Source organism: Actinophytocola glycyrrhizae, assembly GCF_042653545.1.
GTDB classification, from domain to species: domain Bacteria; phylum Actinomycetota; class Actinomycetes; order Mycobacteriales; family Pseudonocardiaceae; genus Actinophytocola; species Actinophytocola glycyrrhizae.
In genome coordinates this window covers 134,179-153,070 of the sequence record NZ_JBHSIS010000022.1, presented here as the reverse complement: position 1 = coordinate 153,070, position 18,892 = coordinate 134,179, and the positions used below count along the sequence as shown (strand labels likewise).

Here is an 18,892-nt window from a genome sequence, read left to right as displayed (position 1 = left end):
CTTGACGGCACTGTGTTGAGAAGGGTGGGGCTATGGCTGGATGGTCACCTTGATCGCCGAGCCGGACGACACCAGCTTGATGGCGTCGTGCAGTTCGGACAACTCGAGGCGGTGCGTGATCAGGTCCGCGACCGGCACCTGGCCGGACGCGATCAGCTCCAGCGCCTGCTTGTTGTGCGCCGGGCTGGAGCCGTTGGCGCCCACGATGGTCAGCTCGCGGTAGTGCACCAGGTTCGAGTCCAGCGTGATCGTCGGCTTGTCCTTCGGCAGGCCGCCGAAGAAGCTGATCCTGCCGCTGCGCGCGGCCATCTGCAGTGCGTCCTCCTGCGCCGCACCGGAGGCGGCCGCGGTGATCACGACGTCCACCCCGCGCCCGTCGGTCAGCTTCTTCACCTCGTCGACCGCGTCGACCTCGGCCGAGCAGATCGCCGCGTCCGGCACCACCTTCTCCGCGGACATGTCCAGGCGCGCCCGGTTCAGCTCCACCAGGAACACCCGGCCGGCGCCGCGGGCCCGCGCGAGCCGCACGTGCAGGCAGCCGATCGGCCCTGCGCCGACCACGACCACGTCGTCACCGGGGCCGACCTTCGCCATCTCCTGCCCGTTCAGCACACACGCGAGCGGCTCGGCGACCGACGCCTCCGCGAAGTCCACGCCGTCGGGGATCCGGTTGAGCCCGTCGACCGCGAGCACCTGCCTCGGCACGATCAGGTACTCGGCGAACCCGCCGTCGTAGTGGTAGCCGACCGAGGTCTGGTTGGGGCAGACCTGCATCCGGCCGTCCTGGCACTCGGCGCACCGGCCGCACGGCACCGCCGCGATGACCTGTACCCGGTCGCCGGGGGCCCAGCCGGACACGGCCGACCCGACCTCGACGACCTCGCCGGCGATCTCGTGACCGATCACGCGCGGCGGCACCAGGTGGTGGTGGCCGTGGTTGAAGATCTTGACGTCGGTGCCGCAGGTCGAGCACTGCTTCACACGGATCTTCACCTCGTCCTGGCCGGCGTCCGGCTCGGGCGCCTCCTCGAGGCGGATGTCACCGGGGGCGTAGAAACGCGCCACCTTCATGGGTTACAGGTCCTTCCCGATCGATTCCAGCAGGTCGTACACCGCGTCGACGCTTGCTGACGTGCGCAGGCGCTCGGCCTGCGCGGGGTCCATCAGGATCTGCGCGAGCGCGGACAGCACGGTCACGTGCTCGTCGCCCTTCGCGGCGATCGCCACGCAGATGTTGACGGTCTGGCCGTCCCAGTCCACGCCACCGGGGAACTGCAGCACCCCGAGCGTGGTGCGCCGCACCAGCGCGCGGCTCTCGTCGGTGCCGTGCGGGATCGCGACGCCCTCGCCGATGAACGTCGACACGGACTTCTCGCGTTCGGTCATGGCGTCCGGGTAGCCGTCCTCGACGGCACCCAATTCGGTGAGCACGGCACCGCACTGGCGGATCGCGTCCCACTTGTCGGCGGCGCTGCGGCCGAGACGGATGCCCTCCCTCGGGAGGACCGGTGACTCACCCACGGATCTCGTCGCCTTCCTTGATCGCGTTCTCCAGCCGGTCGAACGCCGGGTCGCCCAGGAACATCCGGAACTCCACGACCACCGCGTGCGGCACGGTCGCCCGCGCCCGGTCCGCGAGGTCGGTGTGCGTGAGCACGAGCCGCGCCCCGGACGGGATGTCGTTGACGGCCACGTGTTCCACGCTCACGCCGTAGGGCTTCAACCGGGTCCGCATCTGGGACGCCAGCATCACGCTCGACCCCATGCCCGCGTCGCAGGCGACGACGACGCTCTTCACGTCGCTGCCCGAGATGACGGGCCGGGTCGTGGTGCCGCCGGTGGAGGTGGTGGCGCCGGCGGCCGGGGCGGCGGCCGCCGACGGATCGTGGGCCGGGGCGGTGCCCCCGGCGGCGGGTACCGCGGTGTCGTCGGCGTCGGCGCCGCGGCCGAACTTCATCAGCGCGGCGGCGACGATGAACGAGACGGCGGTGGCGACGGCGATGCACAGCAGGACGCTGAGGTGGCCACCGCGCGGGGTGACCGCCATGTAGGCGAAGATGCTGCCCGGCGCGGGCGGCGCGACCAGACCGGAGTTGGTCACCAGCGCGGTGGCCACGCCCGCCATGCCGCCCGCGATCGCGGCCAGGATCAGCTTCGGCTTCATCAGCAGGTACGGGAAGTAGATCTCGTGGATGCCGCCGAAGAAGTGGATGATGATCGCGCCGGGCGCGGTCGGCCGCATCCGGCGCGGGCCGAAGAGCCAGAACGCGACCAGGATGCCGAGGCCGGGCCCGGGGTTGGTCTCGATCATGTACAGGATCGACTGACCGGTCTCCCGCGCCTGCTCGAGGCCCAGCGGGCCGAACACGCCGTGGTTGATGGCGTTGTTGAGGAACAGCGCCTTCGCGGGCTCGACGATGATCGACACCAGCGGCAGCAGGCTGTTGTCGACGAGGAAGTCCACGGCGTTGCTGGCCGCCCTGGTGAGCGCCTCGACGACCGGGCCGATCCCGACCATGCCGAGCAGTGCCATCGCGCCACCGAGGATGCCTGCCGAGAAGTTGTTGACCAGCATCTCGAAGCCGGTCTTGATCCGGCCCTCGATCGCGCGGTCGAACCACTTCATCAGCAGCGCCGCGAGCGGACCGATGATCATGGCGCCGAGGAACATCGGCACGTCCGCGCCGACGATCACGCCCATGGTGGCGATCGCGGCGACCACCGCGCCGCGCTGGCCGTGCACCATCCGGCCGCCGGTGTAGCCGATGAGGATCGGCAGCAGGAACGTGATCGTCGGGCCGACCAGTTCGGCCAGCGTCGCGTTCGGGAGCCAGCCGGTCGGGATGAACAGGGCGGTGATCAGGCCCCACGCGATGAACGCGCCGATGTTGGGCATGATCATGCCGGCCAGGTAGCCGCCGAAGCGTTGGACCCTGGCGCGGATCCCGTTGCCCTGTAAGTTCTTCAGCTGGGAGACGTCAGTCGTCATTGAATCCGCTCCAGTTTCTGCTGCGCTGTGTGCTGCCCTCCGTCGAGGGCCCGTGAGAGGTCCGCCGAGGCGTGGATCCGAACGGATTCGCGGTCCACGTCGCCGGGGCCCGGCATCCGGCTGCCCGGTAACCGGACCGCCGCCGCACCCCACGCCAACGCCTCGACGAGGGCGTCCCCGCCGGTCACCCCACCGGCCAGATAACCGGCGAGCATCGCGTCGCCCGCCCCGACCGCACTGCGGCCGCGGTCGACCGGCGACTCGCCGTAACGCACCCCCTGCTCGTCCACCAGCACCGCCCCGTCGGCGCCGAGGCTGGCGAGCACCGCCTTCGCTCCCCTGTCCCGCAACGCTGCCGCGGCACGCACCACGTCACCGAGCGTGTCGATCCCGAACCCGACCGACTCCGCCAGCTCCTCCCGGTTCGGCTTCACGAGCGCGGGCCGCGCCGCGAGCGCCGAGGTGAGCGCGGGCCCGGACGTGTCGACGACGAACCGGACGTCGCGTTCGGTCAGCCGGGCCCCGAGTTCGCGGTAGAACGTGTCCGGCACCCCGGGCGGGAGGCTGCCACTTGCCACCACCCAGTCGGCGGTGGCCGCGGTGTCCAGTACCGCCTTGACGATCCGTTCCAGGTCGTCCCGCGCCAGCTCGCCACCCGGCTCGTTGATCTTGGTGACCTCGCCGTCCGGCTCGACCAGGCTCACGTTGGACCGCGTGTGGCCGGTGACCGGCACCGCGCACACGTCGATTCCCTCCTCCTCGAGCAGCTCGCAGAGCTGCCTGCCCTCCGGTCCGCCCCTGGGCACCACCGCGCAGGTCGGCTGCCGGTGCGCGGCGAGGGCACGGGCGACGTTGACGCCCTTGCCACCGGGGTCGAGGCGGGTGCCGCTCGCCCGGACCAGCGCACCGCGGACCAGCTCCGGGACCTCGATGGTGCGGTCCAGGCTGGGGTTCAACGTGAGCGTGAGGATCATGCGCGGGTCACCATCAGTGCACGCGCGGGCTCCGGCAAAAGGTTCATGTGCGGATCACCCTCGGTCCCTGCCCTTCGATCTCGGCCGCGGTCTGCGGGTCGAGGCCGCTGTCGGTGATGAACATGTCGATGTCCGACAACTCGGCGAAGCGCGCGAGGTGGTCGGAGGAGAGCTTGGTGTGGTCGGCGAGCAGCACCGTGCGGCGCGCTGCGGCGACCATGGCCTTCTTCACCGCGGCCTCCGCCTGGTCCGGCGTGGTGAGCCCGCGCTGCACGGACATCCCGTTGGTCGCGATGAACGCGACGTCCACATAGGACTGCGCGAGGGCGTCGAGTGCCCACGGGTCGACGCACGCGAGCGTGCGCGAGCGGACCCGGCCGCCGATGAACAGGACGTTGAAGTTGGCGCGGCCCGCCAGCGAGAGCGCGGTGGGCAGTGCGTTGGTGAGGACCGTGAGCTGCCGGTCGACGGGCAGGATCTCGGCGAGCCGGGCGGTGGTGGTGCCAGCGTCGAGCAGGATCGAACCCTCCTCGGGGACCTCGGCGAGGGCGGCCTTCGCGATCCGGTCCTTCTCCGCGCCGAGCACGGCGTCGCGGGCGGCGAGCGCGGGCTCGAACCCGAGCCGTTCGACGGGGATCGCGCCGCCGTGCACGCGGCGGAGCAGGCCGTGCCGTTCGAGAACGGACAGGTCACGCCGGATCGTCTCGCCGGTCACGGCCAGCTCGGCCGCGAGGTCGGCGACGTCGACGCGCCCTTCCCGCCGGGCCCGGTCCACGATGTGCTGCTGCCGCTCTTCTGCGTACATGTGGATTTACCACCGTTTCATCTTTGTATCGTTGTGTTTACCTGGTTTGACTGGGTCAAGTCAACACCCGGTTTACCGCAGCCACCCCAGGAACGACCCCTTGCCGGGCCATGTGAAGTGGACGTAATATCCGCCCACCTAAGCCGACCAGTGGTGGTGAGCAGGCTTGTACTACGGCGGCTGGGGCAGCTATCAGGAATGGGAAGCGCACGAGTTCCTGCCGAAACCGCCTGGGCCGGAAGGCGCCGTCAGCGGCACGCTGCCCCCGCCAACACCAGCGGTCCTGCCGATCGGTCCACGCTCCGTGGTCCCGGCGGGCCGCAGATCGCTGGGCCGCCGCGAGAAGAAGTCGAAGAAACTCCTCCCCCTCGCACCACCGCCGACACCGGCCCCGGACCTGGTGTCCCCGCTTGCCGAGACCGGGCCATGGGCCGGGCCGAAGGAAGCCGCGCCGCTCTCGATGGAGGCGAGCCACCCGAAGCAACTCGTGCGCCCCTACACCCGGACCGGCGGCCGCACCCACGTGCAGTACCGCCTGGAACTGGAGACACTGTTGTCGACGGCCCTGTCCCGCGGCCGCGACCGCGCCGCCCTCCGCGACGACCTGCGCGCCATCTACGACCTGTGCCGGACCCCGCACTCGACCGCCGAGGTGTCCGCCCACCTGGGGCTGCCCCTCGGCGCGGCCAGGGTACTGATCGCGGACGTCGTCGACCTCGGCCTGCTGCACGTCCACGAGACGGCCGCCGACAAGCCACCGCTGGACCTGCTGTACCGGGTGGCGGCGGGCCTGAAGAACCTCTGAGCCGGGACGTCGTTCCGCGCACGCGGTCCTCGCACGCGGTCCGCGCTCTCGTGGGTTTGTCCTCGCCCTTGTGGGTTGTCCTCGCCGGACGGGCAGGTCTCGGGGGTGGCGGAGGGGGAGGTCGGCGGCGGTTTGGGCGGGTCTGCCTGCCATCCCGTCGACCTCCCTACGGGCTATCACACCGCGCCAAGGGGGGCCAGCTTTGGCCATGTTGTGATTCGGCCGTTCTGGCCCCCCTTGACACGGCGTGATCGGGCTACGCCAGGTCGACGGGATGGCAGGGAGCCCCTTGTGGGGTGGGCTTGCGCCACCGTCAAGGTGCGTAGGCGCGGGCCCGCTTCGCGGGCCGGGTGCGGAGCGCCCTGGATTGGTGCCGTGAAAGGCGCGTTGACGGCATCCGGAATGCCGTCAATGGGCCGTTCACGGCGCTCAGCGCCGTCAATGGGCCGTTCACGGCACTTGTTGTGCCGTCAACGCGCCTTTCACGGCATCGGTCCGCCCCTGCGGGGCGCCACTTCGCATGATCTTCATGGAATCAACTGTCTAGGACGGGCCGGGGCCCGGCTGGCAGCGCGGGCAGTGGTAGGTGACCCGGGTGTCCTGACTGTGCAGGAGCACCGGACCACCGCAGCGTAGGCAGCCCTGCCTGCGGCGGCCGTACACCCACAGCGCCCGGCCGCGCCGAGGGTCGCCGGTCGTGTTGCGGACCGGGTTCAGCGCGTTGCGCAGCAGGAGTTTTCGCGCCCATCGCACGGTCTTGCCGGCGTCCACACCGGACACCGGGGTCCACGGCGAGACGCCGAGCAGGAAGCACAGCTCGACCTTGTAGACGTTGCCGATCCCGGCCATCACGGTCTGGTCGAGCAGCGCCGCACCCAGCTCCCTGGCGGGGTCGGCGGTCAGCCTGCGGACCGCCTCGGCCTGGTGTTCGTCGGACCAGTCCGGTGCCAGCAGGTCCGGGCCGAGGTGGTCCACGAGCCGGTGTTCGTCCGATGTGGACAGCAACGCCATCTCCATCAGCAGGTTGCCCACGGCGGTCGCGCCGGGGACGCCCAGCACCGCACGGGTCTGGTGCGTGATCGGCGCACGGCCGGTGTACACCCGCCACGACCCGTCCATCCGCAGGTGGCAGTGCAGGCTCAGCTCCCCGCCGAAGCGGAGGAAGAGATGCTTGCCGACCGGCACCGCCCGGTCGAACACCCGGCCCGCGAGATCCACAGTGGACAAGCGGGGGTGGCGCAGCTCACCACGCACGAGGGTGCCCCCGCCCAGCGCCTCGGTCAGCCGGTGCGCCGTGGCGTATACGGTGTCACCCTCGGGCATACGCCCAGCTTAGGCGCGCGACTTGCGGCCATCGGCAATGCCCTGAAAGGCGCGTTCAGGGCGCTCAGTGCCCTGAACGGCCCATTCACGGCACCGGGCAGCCCCGCGGATGTCCCGCCCGGCGGGCTCACTTCACAGGATCTACGCGGTGGCGAGGTTGCGCTGGCGGAGCATGGTCGTGGCCAGGGCGACCCACGCGACCAGCACGCCGCCGGTCATGGTCAGTGCCATCGCCGGGCCGTCGTTGCCGAGCAGGCCGACGATCGGGGCGATCAGGGCGCCAAGCCCGAACTGGGCCGCGCCGAGCATCGCCGCCGCGGTGCCCGCCGCCTCACCGTGGCGGGACAGGGCCAGCGCCGGTGCGTTCGGCAGCACGAAGCCGACCGCGCCCAGCAGGAGGAGCAGCGGCACCAGGAAACCGGGCAGACCGCCAAGACCGAACTCCGCGACCACCACCAGCGCCACGCCGAAACCGGTCGCCGCCGCGAGGGCGCCGAACACGATCTGCTGTGCCGACCAGCGGTTCAGCAGCACGACGTTCAGCTGGGACGCGCCGATCAGCGAGACGGCACCGAGCGCGAACACCAGGCCGAACTCCTGCTGGGACAACCCGAAGGTGTCCTGCAGCACGAAGGACGACCCGGACACGTAGGAGAACAGCGCGGACATGCCGAGCGCCGCGACCAGCGCGAGCACCACGAACTGGCGGTCGGTGACGAGCATCCGGTAGGTGGCGAGCACCGGCCGGATCGAGCCGGTGCGCCTGCGTTCCGGTGGCAGGGTCTCCTTCAGCAGGAAGATCGCGACCAGCAGCAGCGCCACCCCCATGGCCGCGAGTACCGCGAACACCCCGCGCCACGAGCCGGTCAGCAGGATGCCCGCACCGATCGACGGGGCGAGGATCGGGGCCGCGCCCATCACCAGCATCAGGCGGGACAGGATGGTGGCCGCCGCGCGGCCGGTGAACAGGTCGCGGACCACGGCCATGGCGACCACCGCGGCCGCCGCCGCGCCGACGCCCTGCAGTGTCCGCAGCAGGCCGAGTACCAGCACGTTCGGGGCGACCAGCACCAGCAGCGACGCGACGATGTGCACCGCGGTGCCCACGATCAGCGGTTTGCGCCTGCCGAGCGCGTCGGACAGCGGGCCGATCACCAGCTGGCCGAGGCCAAGGCCGACGAGCGTGCCGGTGAGCGTCAGCTGCACCGCGGCCTCGGAGGCCATGAGGTCCGCGCCGAGTGCGGGCAGCGCGGGGAGGTACATGTCGATGGTCAGGGGACCGAGAGCAATGAGCGCGCCGAGCACCAGGATGATCCGGATTCTCGCGGCTCCAGTTGGCGACTCTGCCGACTGCTCCGAACGGTCCGTGACGGGACTGTGCAGAGTGGCCTGTTCCATGATCCGGGTCAACCGGCCGCCGGGGGACTTTGTTCCCCGATCACGTCAGAACGGCGACATTCCTTGCCAGCTCACGGAGTTTGCGTTCCGTTTCCGAACCCTTCGACGCCGTGTAGGTGCACAGCCGCTGGTCGGGTGTATTGGGCACGGCGAACGTCTCGAACGTGACGACCAGCTCACCGACGAGTGGGTTCACGATCCGTTTGACACCGTGGTCGCGGTCCACCACGTCCTGCGCGTCCCACAGCCTGCGGAACTCGGCGCTGATGTCCCGCAGCTCACACATCACCTGGTGCGGCCTGCCGTGGTCGGGGAACTGGCCGACCTCGGCACGCAGCCCGCTCACCAGCCCGGCGGCGACGTCGTCCCAGTCCGGCAGGAACGTGCGGGCGTCGGGGTGGGTGAACGTCAGCCGCACCGCGTTCAGCTCAGCCACCGTCAGCGCGTCGTAGTCGTACGACACCAGGTTCGCGAGCCGGTTCCACGCGAGGATGTCCATGCCCGGCCCGTAGACCACCGCGGGCACGGTGTCACCCATCGCCTCGAGCAGCTCCAGGATCTGGGGCCGCACCACCGGCCGGTCGGTGTTCGCGCAGGCGCCGCCCGCGTTGCGGCGGCTCGGCAGCGTGATGTTGCGCAGGTAGGTGTGCTCGGCCGGGGTGAGCCGCAGCGCGCGGGCGATGGCGTCGAGGACGGCGTCGGAGATCGCGGGGGCGCGGCCCTGCTCGATGCGGGTGTAGTAGTCCACACTGATGCCCGCGAGCTGCGCGACCTCCTCACGCCGCAGGCCGCGCACCCGCCTGCGCGCGACCCCGTTCGGCAGGCCGAGCGTCGCCGGGTCGAGCGCGGCGCGGCGTGCCTTCAGGAATGGCGTGATCTGGTCCTCGACCTGTCCCATACCCCCAGTATCCCGCAGGGTGGTTCTGCCAGGCCCAGGTTGAAGGGTGCCTGGCAGCCCGTGCGTGCGCGCCGCAGAGTGGGTGTCGTTGAACCACAGGAGGTCTCATGAAGCGCAGGACCCTCGGGGGCACCGGTATCTCGGTGAGCGAGTACGCCCTCGGCGCGATGATGTTCGGCAGGATCGGCAACCCCGGCCACGACGACAGCGTGCGGATCATCCACCGCGCGCTCGACGCGGGCATCAACCTCGTCGACACGGCCGACATCTACTCCGACGGTGAGTCGGAGGAGATCGTCGGCAAGGCACTGAAGGGGCGGCGCGACGAGGTCGTGCTGGCCACCAAGGTGCACGGTTCGATGGGCCCCGACGCCAACCACGGCGGCAACTCGCGGCGCTGGATCACCCGCGAGGTGGAGAACAGCCTGCGGCGCCTCGGCACCGACCATATCGACCTGTACCAGATCCACCGCCCCGACCCGGCGACCGACGTCGACGAGACCCTCGCCGCGCTCACCGACCTGGTGCGGTCGGGCAAGGTGCTGGCCGTCGGCAGCTCCACGTTCCCCGCCGAGCAGATCGTCGAGGCGCAGTGGGTGTCGGAAAAGCGCGGCCATGTCCGGTTCCGCACCGAGCAGCCGCCGTACTCGATCCTCGCGCGGAGCGTGGAGGCCGCGGTCCTGCCGACGGCGCAGCGGTACGGGATGGGCGTGCTGACCTGGGGCCCGCTCTCGGCGGGCTGGCTGTCCGGGCGGTACACGCAGGCGTCGGACGTGACCACGAGCGACAGCAGCCGGGTCGCGATCGAGTCCCGCAAGTTCGACCCGGCGCTGCCGGAGAACGCCGCGAAGCTGGCCGCGGTGGCGGAGCTGTCGAAGCTGGCCGCGGACGCGGGGCTGACGCTGCCGCACCTGGCGGTGGGGTTCGTGCTGTCCCACCCCGCGGTGACGTCGGTCCTCATCGGCCCGCGGACCATGGAACAGCTGGAGTCGCTCCTGTCCGGCGCGGACACCGTGCTGACCCCGGACGTGCTGGACCGGATCGACGAGATCGTGCCGCCCGGCACGGACCTCAACCGCGCGGACAGCTACTACGTCCCGCCCGCGCTCGCGGACGCGGCACTGCGCCGCCGGTGACCCGCAGGCCCCCGGTGTGCGGCACGGCCGCGCACCGGGGCCGCCCGGTGGCTCAGCGCGTGGCGCCCAGCACGTAGCCGGTCAGGCTCGCGAAGAAGTGGCCGTCGGCCTCGGCTTCCACCAGTGGCCGCCACCACCGCGCCGGGTCGGCCGGCACCGCACCCGCCCGCACGGCCTGCGTCAGCGTGCCCTCCATCGAGGACCGGAAGAACCCGAACGGCATCTGCACCGTGTGCGGGGTGATCGACAGGCCGGTCATGCCGCGGGAGGCGAACCGGCGCCGAAGCTGGCGCCCGCTCCAGCCCTCGCGGTGGTTGTCCACCCAGTACCGGACGATCGCGCGGGTCGTCTCGCGGTCCGGGTGGTCGAGGGCGAGGGTCTCGAAGTCGTAGTCGAACACCGCGAGCCGGCCACCGGGGCGCAGCACCCGCACCAGCTCGTCGTCCGCCGTGTCGATGGCCGGGCTGTGCTGGCGGACCAGCTTCACCCGCACCCCGTCGAACGACGCGGACGGGAACGACAGGGCGTGCACGTCCTCCCGCACGAACCGCACCGCGCCGCCCCTGCGCCGCGCCTCCGCCAGCATCGCGTCGCTGATGTCGGTCGCCACGACACGGGCGCCGAGCGCGGCCAGCTCACGCGCGTCGTCGCCGGTGCCGCAGCCGACGTCCAACACGTCCCGGCCCGCCAGTGGCCCCAGCGCCCCGACCAGGGACTCCCTGATCTCGCCGTACTCGGGGACGGCGTTCGCGACGTCCATGAACCGGATGAACCACGACGCGTCCGCCGTGTCGTCGACCGTGGTGAACTGCCCGACGCTGCCCGTCATGGAAAAGACCTTATGGTCCAGGGCAACCAAACGGCACTCTGAGGTGTCATCAAGGGGAGGGACGGAGGTGGGCCCGTGCGCTACCGGATGCTGGGGAACGTCGCCGCGTACGACGGTGCCCGCTGGCAGGCGATCGGCGCGGCCAAACCCAGGGCCCTGCTCGCCGCGCTGCTGATCCGCTCCGGCGACGTGCTGACCGTCGACCAGCTGCTGTTCGAGCTGTGGGGTGACCGGCCGCCGCGCAGCGCACCGACCCAGATCCACGGCTACGTCCTGCGGATCCGCCGCGCGCTCGGGGACCTCGCGCAGTCGCTCGTCACGGCGGGACCCGGGTACCGGCTGGTCACCGAGTCCGACGACCTGGACACGCGGGTGTTCGCGCGGCGCTCCGCCGACGGGCGCGCGGCGCTGCGGGCAGGCGACGCCACGCACGCGGCCGAGCTGCTCGGTGCCGCGCTCGCCATGTGGCACGGGCCCGCGCTGGCCGACGTGCCCGCCTCTCCGCTGGTCAGCGGGATCCGCAGGCGGCTGACCGAGCTGCGGCACCTCACCTGGGAGTCGCGGGTCGAGGCCGACCTCGCGCTCGGCAGGCACGACGAGCTGGTCGAGGAGATCGAACACCACGTCCACTCCCACCCGCTGCGGGAGCGGCCGTGGCGGCAGCTGATGACCGCGCTCGCCATGGCCGGCCGCCGCGACGACGCGCTCGCCGCCTACCAGCGGGTGCGGACGATCCTCGTCGACCACAGCGGCATCGAGCCGGGGCTCGAGCTGCGCACGCTGTACGACGACCTGCGAAGACCGCGCCCCCACCTGGTGCCGCGAGTTCCCAGGCTGGTGGGGCGCGCCGCGGAGATGACCGCGCTGGACGCGCTCGCGGACACGACCGGGCCGGTCGTCACCGCGGTCACCGGGCCCGCCGGGATCGGCAAGACCGCGTTCGTGCGGCACTGGGCGAGCCGGGAGAAGGACCGGTTCCCGGACGGGCGGCTCTACGCCGACCTCAAGGGCTACGGGCACGGCGCGCCGGTCGCGCCCGGCGCCGTGCTCGCGACGTTCCTGCAGGCGCTGGGGGTCCCGGCGGACGCGATGCCCGCCGACGAGGACTCGCGGGCCGCGCTCTACCGGTCGCGGCTCGCGGGCGCGCGGGTGCTGGTGGTGCTCGACAACGCCCGCGACGCCGACCAGGTCCGGCCGCTGCTGCCGGGCCCTTCGCATTGCATGGTCGTCGTGACCAGCCGCGACGACCTGCGTGGCCTGACCGCGACACACGGCGCGCACCTGCTGCGCCTCCCCGTGCTGGAGCCCGCCGCCGCGGTGGCGTTGCTCGGCGGCCCCCACGCCGACGTCGAGGAGCTGGCCGCGTTGTGCGGGCACCTGCCGCTCGCGCTGCGGATCGCGGCACGCAGGCTCGCCGCCCACACCCCGATGTCCGCGCTGGTCGCGGCGCTGCGCTCGGGCGACCTCGACGGGTTCGCGCACCGCAGGGCCGCGGTCCGCGCCGCGTTCGACGCCTCCTACCGGGCGCTGCCCGAGACCGCGCGGCACGTGTTCCGGTTGCTCGGCCTCACGCCGGGCCGCGAGTTCACCGCACCCGCGGTCGCCGCGCTCGCCGACGTGCCAGTGCCCGCGGCCGAGGCCGTGCTCGACCGGCTCGCCGCCGCGCACATGGTCGAGTCGCGCGGCGGGGGCCGGTTCACCTGCGACGACCTGCTGTACCGGTACGCGCTCGAACTGGCGCCCGAGGACCCGGCCGCGCGGCGGCGGCTGGCCGACCACTACCTGGCGACCGCGCGGCACGCGGCCGCGCTGGTCAGTCCCGGGATGGCGATGGCGCCGTGCGCGCAGGCCGACGCGCCGGTGGTGCGGTTCGCCGACCACACGGCCGCGTTGCGGTGGCTGGACGCGGAACGCGCGAACCTCATCGCGGTCGGCGGCTGGCGCGTGGTGGACGCGCTGCGTGCCTACCTGGCGATGCGGTCCCCGAGGGCCGACTGGGCCGCGGCGGCACGGGCCGGGCTCGCGGCCGCCGTCACCGAACGTTCGGTGGTCGGCGAGGCGGCGATGGAGATCTCGCTCGGCAGGCTCGCGTGGAGCGAGGGCCGGTACGACGACGCGCACACCAGGTACTCGCGGGCGCGGCTGCTGGCGCGGCGGGCGGGCTGGCCGGAAGGCGAGTCGACGGGCCTGAACGGGGTCGCCCGCGCCGAGATCGGCCTCGGCAGGCTCGACTCCGGCAGGCGGGTGCTCACCGAGGCCCTCGCCATCGACCGGGCCGCCGGCTTCCTGGCCGGTGAGGCACGGGAGCTGCACGACATCGGGCTCGCCCTGCAGCAGCAGGGCAGGCTGGCGGCCGCGATCGAGCACCAGGAACGCGCGCTGGAGCTGTGCGTCGAGATCGGTGACCTGCGCACCCAGTGCCTGGTGGCCGACGCGCTCGCGTGGGCGCGGCAGCTGACCGGGCAGTCCTCGTCACTGACCGAGCACACCTCCGCGCTGGCGCTGGGCGCTGGCATCGGCTGGGCGGCCGCGCAGGCCGGTGTGCTGCGCAAGATCGCCGCCCACCACCGGGACGCGGGCCGCTTCGCCATCGCGCGCGACCACGCGGAGCGGGCGCTGACGCTGGTCCGCGCCGGCGGCGAGCTCCAGGTACGGGTGGACGTGCTCACCGTCCTCGGCGACGCCTGCGCGGGCCTGCGCCACTACGCGATCGCGCGCCGCTGCTACACCGACGCGCTGGCCGCGGCGGGCACCGCCGGGTACGTCACCGGCCGCATCGACGCGTTGCTCGGCATGGCCGGGCTGCACGTCCGCAGCGGCGAGCCTGCGACGGCGGAGGTCTGGGCGAGGAACGCGCTGACCGCCGCCCGCACCCACGGCCTGCTGCTGCGGGAAGGGCGGGCGCTGACGGCACTCGCGTCCGTCACGGCCGCCAGGGGCAGGCGCGCCGACGCGACCCGGTACGCGCGGGACGCGCTCGCCGTCGCCGAGAGGGCGGGTCACCGCGCCGGGATCGCCCACGCGCTGTCCGTCATGGACGACCTGACCGCCGTGTCGAGCCATGCCGGCTGAGCTCCGCTTCCGCCTGCTCGGACCGCTCGAACTGGCGGTCTCCACCGACAGCGCCGAGACCGACTGGGCCGCGATCGGTTCCACGAAACGGCGGACGCTGCTCGCCGTGCTGCTCGTCCGTGCGGGCGAGACGGTGCGGGTCGACCAGCTCGTGCACGAGCTGTGGGGCAGGCGGCCACCGGAGAGCGCGGTAACGCAGGTGCACCAGAACATCATGTGGCTGCGCCGCACCATGGGCGACGAGCAGGGGCTGGTCCTCGTCACCGACGGGCACGGCTACCGCCTCGACGTCACCGAGGACCAGCTCGACGTCGGCAAGTTCGAGGACCTCACCCGGCGCGGGCTGGCGGCACTGCACGACGGCGACCCGGAGTCGGCTGCCGGGCTGCTGCGGCGCGGGCTCGCGCTGTGGCGCGGCAACCCGCTGTCCGACGTGCCGGCGACCGAGCTGGTCGCGGCCGCCGCGGCGGCGCTCACCGAGCGGTGGCAAGACGCGTGGGAGACCGCGATCGACGCCGAACTGGCGTGCGGGCGGCACGAGACGGTGGTCGCCGAGCTGACCCAGCAGGTCGAGGTGCATCCGCTGCGGGAACGGCCGTGGCGGCAGCTGATGACCGCGCTGCACCGCACCGGGCGGCAGGCCGAGGCGCTCGCGACGTTCCAGCGGGTGCGGCAGACGTGGGTGACCGAGCTGGGTGCGGAGCCCAGCGCCGAGCTGCGCCGCCTGCACCAGCAGATCCTCTCGCCCGCGGAGCGGATCGTGCCCCGGCAGCTGCCGGTGGCGCCCGGGTTCGTCGGCCGCGCCGCGGAGCTGTCGCAGCTGGGTGGCGGGGCCACGGCGACGGTCGTCGTCGGCGGCGCCGGGGTCGGCAAGTCCGCGCTCGCGCTGCACTGGGGCGCGCTGGCCGCGGACCGGTTCCCCGACGGCCAGCTCTACGCCGACCTCCGTGGCTTCGACCGGCGGCCGCCGCTGGCCCCCTCCGAGGTGCTCGCCCGGTTCCTGCAGGCGCTCGGCGTGCCGGTGCCCGACGGCGAGGACGAGCGGGCCGCGGTGTACCGGACCACGCTCGCCGACCGCGAGATGCTGGTGGTGCTGGACAACGCGCGCGACCCCGACCACGTGCGGCCGCTGCTGCCCGGCCCGTCGCCCGCCGAGGTGCTGATCACGAGCCGCGACGACATGCGGGGGCTCGTCGCGACCCACGGCGTGCACCGGGTGGCGCTGCGCCCGCTGCGCCCCGCCGACGCCGCCGAGCTGCTGTCCGGTGTGCTCGGTCCGGCGGACGGCGAGTTCGCCGAGCTGGCGGCGTTGTGCGACCACCTGCCGCTCGCGCTGCGGATCGCGGCGGCCAACCTGTCCGCGCGGCCGCAGCAGACCGTCGGCGACCTCGTCTCCGCGCTGCGCGGCGGCGACGTGCTCGCGGAGCTGTCGGTGGCCGGTGATCCGACGGTGGGGCTGCGGGCGGCGCTGGACCTCTCGTGCGCCTGCCTGCCCCGGCAGGTGCTGGCGTCGTTGACACAGCAGGAGATCACCGCACCAAGCCCCGGTCTGGACCAGCTGGTCGCGCTGCACCTGGTGGTGCCGGAGGGGCCGGGCCGGTACACCGTGCCACCGCTCGTGCGGGCCTACGCCAACACGGTGACAGGGTTGGATTTTTGATTCGATCCCTTGACTCACGGACGCCCTGGTGAATGATTCACGCAGTCACTCCACCACCCTTGGAGGCGTCATGGCTAGACGCGGATGGGGTCTCGCGACCGCTGCCGTGCTTCTGCTTTCCACCGTCACCGCCGGTTTCTCCGACACCGCGACCGCCGCCCCCACCGCGGTGTCCGCGCAGGAGCTGGCGCTCGTCCGGGTGCAGCTGCCCACCGAGTCCATGTTCGACGAACTGGTCGCGAAAGGCGCGGACATCGCCGCCCGGCCGGACGAACTGGTGGCGGACCTCGTGCTCACGGGCAGCCAGCTCGACGAGCTGACCGCACGCGGGGCCCGCGCCGTGCAGGTGATCCAGCGCGAAGGCGACGGCACCGCCCGGTACGGCCAGACCCAGCGCCGCATGGCGGCCGACACCCTGCACTTCCTGTCCGCCAACTGGTGGACCGCCGGGGGCACCACGTTCCTGCAGACGCTCGTCGCGACCACCGCGGTCGCCGACCCGGACGTCGAGATCACGGTGGCCTGGACCGCCGAGAACGGCGCGACGGGCACGTTCCCGTTGCGGCGCTTCGAGGACGCCGGCGAGTACCAGTACCACGTCGCCGAACCGCGCTCGCTGCCCGCGAAGCCGGTCAGGGTGACCGCCACGTCCAGCCTCGGCGGCGTCTCCCGCGCGATCACGCCGACCGCGTGGCCGGGCGCGACCCCGCCGGAGCTGCCCGGCGGGTACCAGAAGGACTTCATCGACGCGTACATGACGCCGACCGACGTGAAGGCGAGGATCGCGCGGCTCGGGCGGCAGTACCCGCAACTGGTCGACGTGGTCGACCTGCCGCACAAGACGCAGGGCTACCGGCGCACGGCCGCCGCGTACCTGGGCGACCCGGCGACCGCGGCGGTCGTGGTGGAGTCGAAGCAGTTCGGCGACCAGGGCCCGAACGGCTGGCAGGTCAAGTCGGTCGACCCCGGCAGGCCGAACCGGCCCGCGCAGGCGAAGTGGCGCGACCGGGTGCTGACGGTGTCGCTCGCGACCGACCGCACCGGTGCCGTCATCTCCACGACCGACCAGATCGCCGGGCTGATCACGGCCCGCTTCCCGCAGCGGTTCACCGCGTTCGTCGAGGACGGCTCGGCGGGCAAGGTCATGCCGGTGGCCGGTCCGGTCACGATGGACGACGGGCTCGACGGTTCGGTGTCGCGCAAACCGTGGACCGTGCAGGCGCTGCGGATCGGCGTGCACCGCGACGGCTCACGGACCGGGGTCCTCGCCTACTCGCAGGAACACGCACGCGAGTGGGCGACACCGCTGGTGACGCTGGAGTTCGCGGAGCGGCTGCTCGCCAACTACGCGACCGACCCGGCGACCAGGCAGCTGCTGGCGGACGTCGAGGTGTTCGTGATCCCGACGGTCAACCCGGACGGCGCGAACTACTCGTTCTCCGACGCGAACTTCCAGCGCAAGAACATGGTCAACCACTGCACCGGCAACCAACGCGACCCGCGCTACGCCGACTCGTGGGGAGTCGACGTCAACCGCAACTACACGGTCGGGTCGGTGTTCGACGGGTACGTCGGCGCGTCGACGACGAACTGCCTTTCCGGCACGTACGCGGGCACCGGCGAACTGTCGGAGCCGGAGGCCGCGAACGTCGTCGAGCTGGCGAAGGCACACGACAACATCCGGTTCGCGATGAACGTGCACAGCTACGGCGGATACTTCATGTGGCCGCCCGGCGCGTACGCCATGCCGGGCCGGGTGACGCTGCCGCGCCCGTCCGCCGAGGAGGCGGCGATGTTCCAGGCGTCGGCCGAACGGATCGTCGGCGCGATCGCGGCGTCCCGGGGCACCGTGACGTGGCCGTCCCGCACCGGCCCGGTCGCGGACGTCCTGTACTCGGCCGCGGGCAACTCGGCCGACCAGCTGTACTACGAGCTGGGCATCTTCGCGTGGGACTTCGAGGTCGGCAACGACCGCTGGAACCCGGCGACCGGCCAGTGGGAGGGCGTCGGCTTCCAGCCAACGTTCCCCGAAGCGCACGCCGAGTCGCAGGAGTACGCGGACGGTCTGGTGGAGCTGCTGCGCGTGGCGCGTGACTACGAACAGGGCTGACTGACGGACCTGCCGCCCGGGGAACCTCGCGTTCCCCGGGCGGCTTGGCCGGCGGGGCAGGAAGTTCCCTGGCGCTGATGTCCCGCAGCGTCTTCCGGGACAGGGCGTCCGCGCTCGCCGCGAGTGGAAGGATCGGGGCATGGCGCGGGGCTGGCGCTGCGCAACGAGGATCAGAGCCCTGGCGCGATCGAGGACGCGGTGGGCAGGCTGCTGGCCGACTGCCCGCAACGCCCGGTGGCGGCCGCACTGGCGAAGGAGATCGCGGCCATGCCGGCCCCTGCCGACGTCGCGTCAAGCCTCCAACGAAGCTAGCTCGGCGGCCAGGTTGCGGCGGGCGGCGGGTTCCCAGTCGGTGGCGAGCAGGTAGAGCGGGTCCTTGGCCAGCAGCGAACGCAGGACCGCAGCCCGGCCCGTCCGCCACTGGTCGTCGGTGACGTGGGCGTACTCGGCCCGCACGGCCTGCCGGTACCGCTCGTAGTCCGCCTGCGTGGCGGCGAGGACCGCGAGGTCGGCGTCCAGCAACGCCTGCGCGACCCGGTCGCCGGGCGGCGCGGTGTGGTCGAGGGTGGCGAGCACGAGCCCTTCGACCCGCGCGACGTCCGCCTCGGCGAGTCCCGCGGCCGTCAGGTGCGTGCGGGCCCACGCGGCGCTGGCCCGTTCGTCGTCGCCGGGCCGCCCCTCGTAGACCACGTCGTGCGCCCACGCCGCGAGTGCCACCAGCGCCCGGTCCCTGCCTTCGGTGAGCGCGACCGCGTCCCGCACGACCTGCCCGGCATGCGTGCGGTCGTGGTACTTCCGGTGCGGCTCCGCGTAGCGCTCCGCGAGCCCGGTCGGCGCAGGCGTGCCCCCGAGCGTCCGCACCGCCTCGTCCCAGTCCACAGGTCCATAATGGC

16 protein-coding genes are annotated in these 18,892 nt (G+C 72.5%); 6 read left to right on the top strand and 10 right to left on the bottom strand.

Features of this window, described 5'->3' with window-relative positions; translation table 11 throughout:
• Positions 1-30: 30 nt before the first annotated feature.
• The 5 genes from ACFPCV_RS31705 to ACFPCV_RS31685 are packed head-to-tail and all read right to left on the bottom strand — an operon-like array spanning position 31 to position 4,768.
• Positions 31-1,071, bottom strand: a complete 1,041-nt coding sequence (locus ACFPCV_RS31705; RefSeq protein WP_378060301.1) for a zinc-dependent dehydrogenase — start codon at positions 1,069-1,071, stop codon at positions 31-33.
• Positions 1,072-1,074: 3 nt separating this feature from the next.
• Complete coding sequence (locus tag ACFPCV_RS31700; RefSeq protein ID WP_378060299.1) at positions 1,075-1,521, bottom strand: PTS mannitol transporter subunit IIA; 447 nt, start codon at positions 1,519-1,521, stop codon at positions 1,075-1,077.
• Entirely contained in the window at positions 1,514-2,989 is a 1,476-nt protein-coding gene (locus ACFPCV_RS31695) for a PTS mannitol transporter subunit IIBC (protein ID WP_378060297.1), read from the bottom strand. Before ACFPCV_RS31695 ends, ACFPCV_RS31700 begins: the two co-directional genes overlap by 8 nt.
• The gene (pfkB, locus tag ACFPCV_RS31690) at positions 2,986-3,963 is read right to left on the bottom strand and encodes a 1-phosphofructokinase (RefSeq protein ID WP_378060295.1); all 978 of its coding nucleotides are present in this window, start codon (positions 3,961-3,963) and stop codon (positions 2,986-2,988) included. The genes ACFPCV_RS31695 and pfkB overlap by 4 nt, the downstream gene beginning before the upstream one ends.
• Before the next feature lie 43 nt (positions 3,964-4,006).
• A complete protein-coding gene (locus tag ACFPCV_RS31685; RefSeq protein ID WP_378060294.1) occupies positions 4,007-4,768 on the bottom strand; it encodes a DeoR/GlpR family DNA-binding transcription regulator in 762 nt (253 codons plus the stop codon).
• A gap of 166 nt (positions 4,769-4,934) precedes the next feature.
• Here ACFPCV_RS31685 and ACFPCV_RS31680 point away from each other — a divergent pair, with 166 nt between their 5' ends.
• The gene (locus tag ACFPCV_RS31680; RefSeq protein WP_378060292.1) at positions 4,935-5,573 is read left to right on the top strand and encodes a DUF742 domain-containing protein; all 639 of its coding nucleotides are present in this window, start codon (positions 4,935-4,937) and stop codon (positions 5,571-5,573) included.
• A 543-nt stretch (positions 5,574-6,116) separates the two neighbouring features.
• Here the strand turns inward: ACFPCV_RS31680 and ACFPCV_RS31675 are convergent.
• The 3 genes from ACFPCV_RS31675 to ACFPCV_RS31665 all read right to left on the bottom strand — a co-directional run bounded on the left by ACFPCV_RS31675 (position 6,117) and on the right by ACFPCV_RS31665 (position 9,192).
• Entirely contained in the window at positions 6,117-6,896 is a 780-nt protein-coding gene (locus ACFPCV_RS31675; protein ID WP_378060290.1) for a DNA-formamidopyrimidine glycosylase family protein, read from the bottom strand.
• A gap of 141 nt (positions 6,897-7,037) precedes the next feature.
• Positions 7,038-8,294, bottom strand: a complete 1,257-nt coding sequence (locus tag ACFPCV_RS31670; protein ID WP_378060288.1) for a multidrug effflux MFS transporter — start codon at positions 8,292-8,294, stop codon at positions 7,038-7,040.
• A 40-nt stretch (positions 8,295-8,334) separates the two neighbouring features.
• Positions 8,335-9,192, bottom strand: a complete 858-nt coding sequence (locus ACFPCV_RS31665) for a helix-turn-helix transcriptional regulator (protein WP_378060286.1) — start codon at positions 9,190-9,192, stop codon at positions 8,335-8,337.
• Positions 9,193-9,299: 107 nt separating this feature from the next.
• Between ACFPCV_RS31665 and ACFPCV_RS31660 the strand changes: the two genes are divergently transcribed.
• A complete protein-coding gene (locus ACFPCV_RS31660; protein WP_378060284.1) occupies positions 9,300-10,328 on the top strand; it encodes an aldo/keto reductase in 1,029 nt (342 codons plus the stop codon).
• A 52-nt stretch (positions 10,329-10,380) separates the two neighbouring features.
• Here ACFPCV_RS31660 and ACFPCV_RS31655 read toward each other — a convergent pair whose 3' ends face one another.
• Positions 10,381-11,157 carry a methyltransferase domain-containing protein gene (locus ACFPCV_RS31655; protein WP_378060282.1) on the bottom strand — a complete coding sequence of 259 codons (777 nt, stop codon included), beginning with the start codon at positions 11,155-11,157 and terminating at the stop codon, positions 10,381-10,383.
• A gap of 75 nt (positions 11,158-11,232) precedes the next feature.
• On the opposite strand from ACFPCV_RS31655, the gene ACFPCV_RS31650 reads away from it, so the two are divergent.
• From ACFPCV_RS31650 to ACFPCV_RS31635, 4 genes are all read left to right on the top strand, one after another.
• Positions 11,233-14,229, top strand: coding sequence for an AfsR/SARP family transcriptional regulator (locus tag ACFPCV_RS31650; protein WP_378060280.1), 2,997 nt, complete (start codon positions 11,233-11,235; stop codon positions 14,227-14,229).
• Entirely contained in the window at positions 14,219-15,889 is a 1,671-nt protein-coding gene (locus ACFPCV_RS31645) for an AfsR/SARP family transcriptional regulator (RefSeq protein WP_378060278.1), read from the top strand. The genes ACFPCV_RS31650 and ACFPCV_RS31645 overlap by 11 nt, the downstream gene beginning before the upstream one ends.
• A 70-nt stretch (positions 15,890-15,959) precedes the next feature.
• Positions 15,960-17,999 (top strand): M14 family zinc carboxypeptidase, encoded by a 2,040-nt coding sequence (locus ACFPCV_RS31640; RefSeq protein ID WP_378060276.1) that lies wholly within the window; start codon positions 15,960-15,962, stop codon positions 17,997-17,999.
• Between the two features lie 123 nt (positions 18,000-18,122).
• A complete protein-coding gene (locus ACFPCV_RS31635; RefSeq protein ID WP_378060274.1) occupies positions 18,123-18,311 on the top strand; it encodes a nucleotide disphospho-sugar-binding domain-containing protein in 189 nt (62 codons plus the stop codon).
• Here ACFPCV_RS31635 and ACFPCV_RS31630 read toward each other — a convergent pair.
• Positions 18,291-18,878, bottom strand: a complete 588-nt coding sequence (locus ACFPCV_RS31630; RefSeq protein ID WP_378060272.1) for an HD domain-containing protein — start codon at positions 18,876-18,878, stop codon at positions 18,291-18,293. The two genes, ACFPCV_RS31635 and ACFPCV_RS31630, sit on opposite strands and share 21 nt — an antisense overlap.
• Positions 18,879-18,892 lie beyond the last annotated feature (14 nt).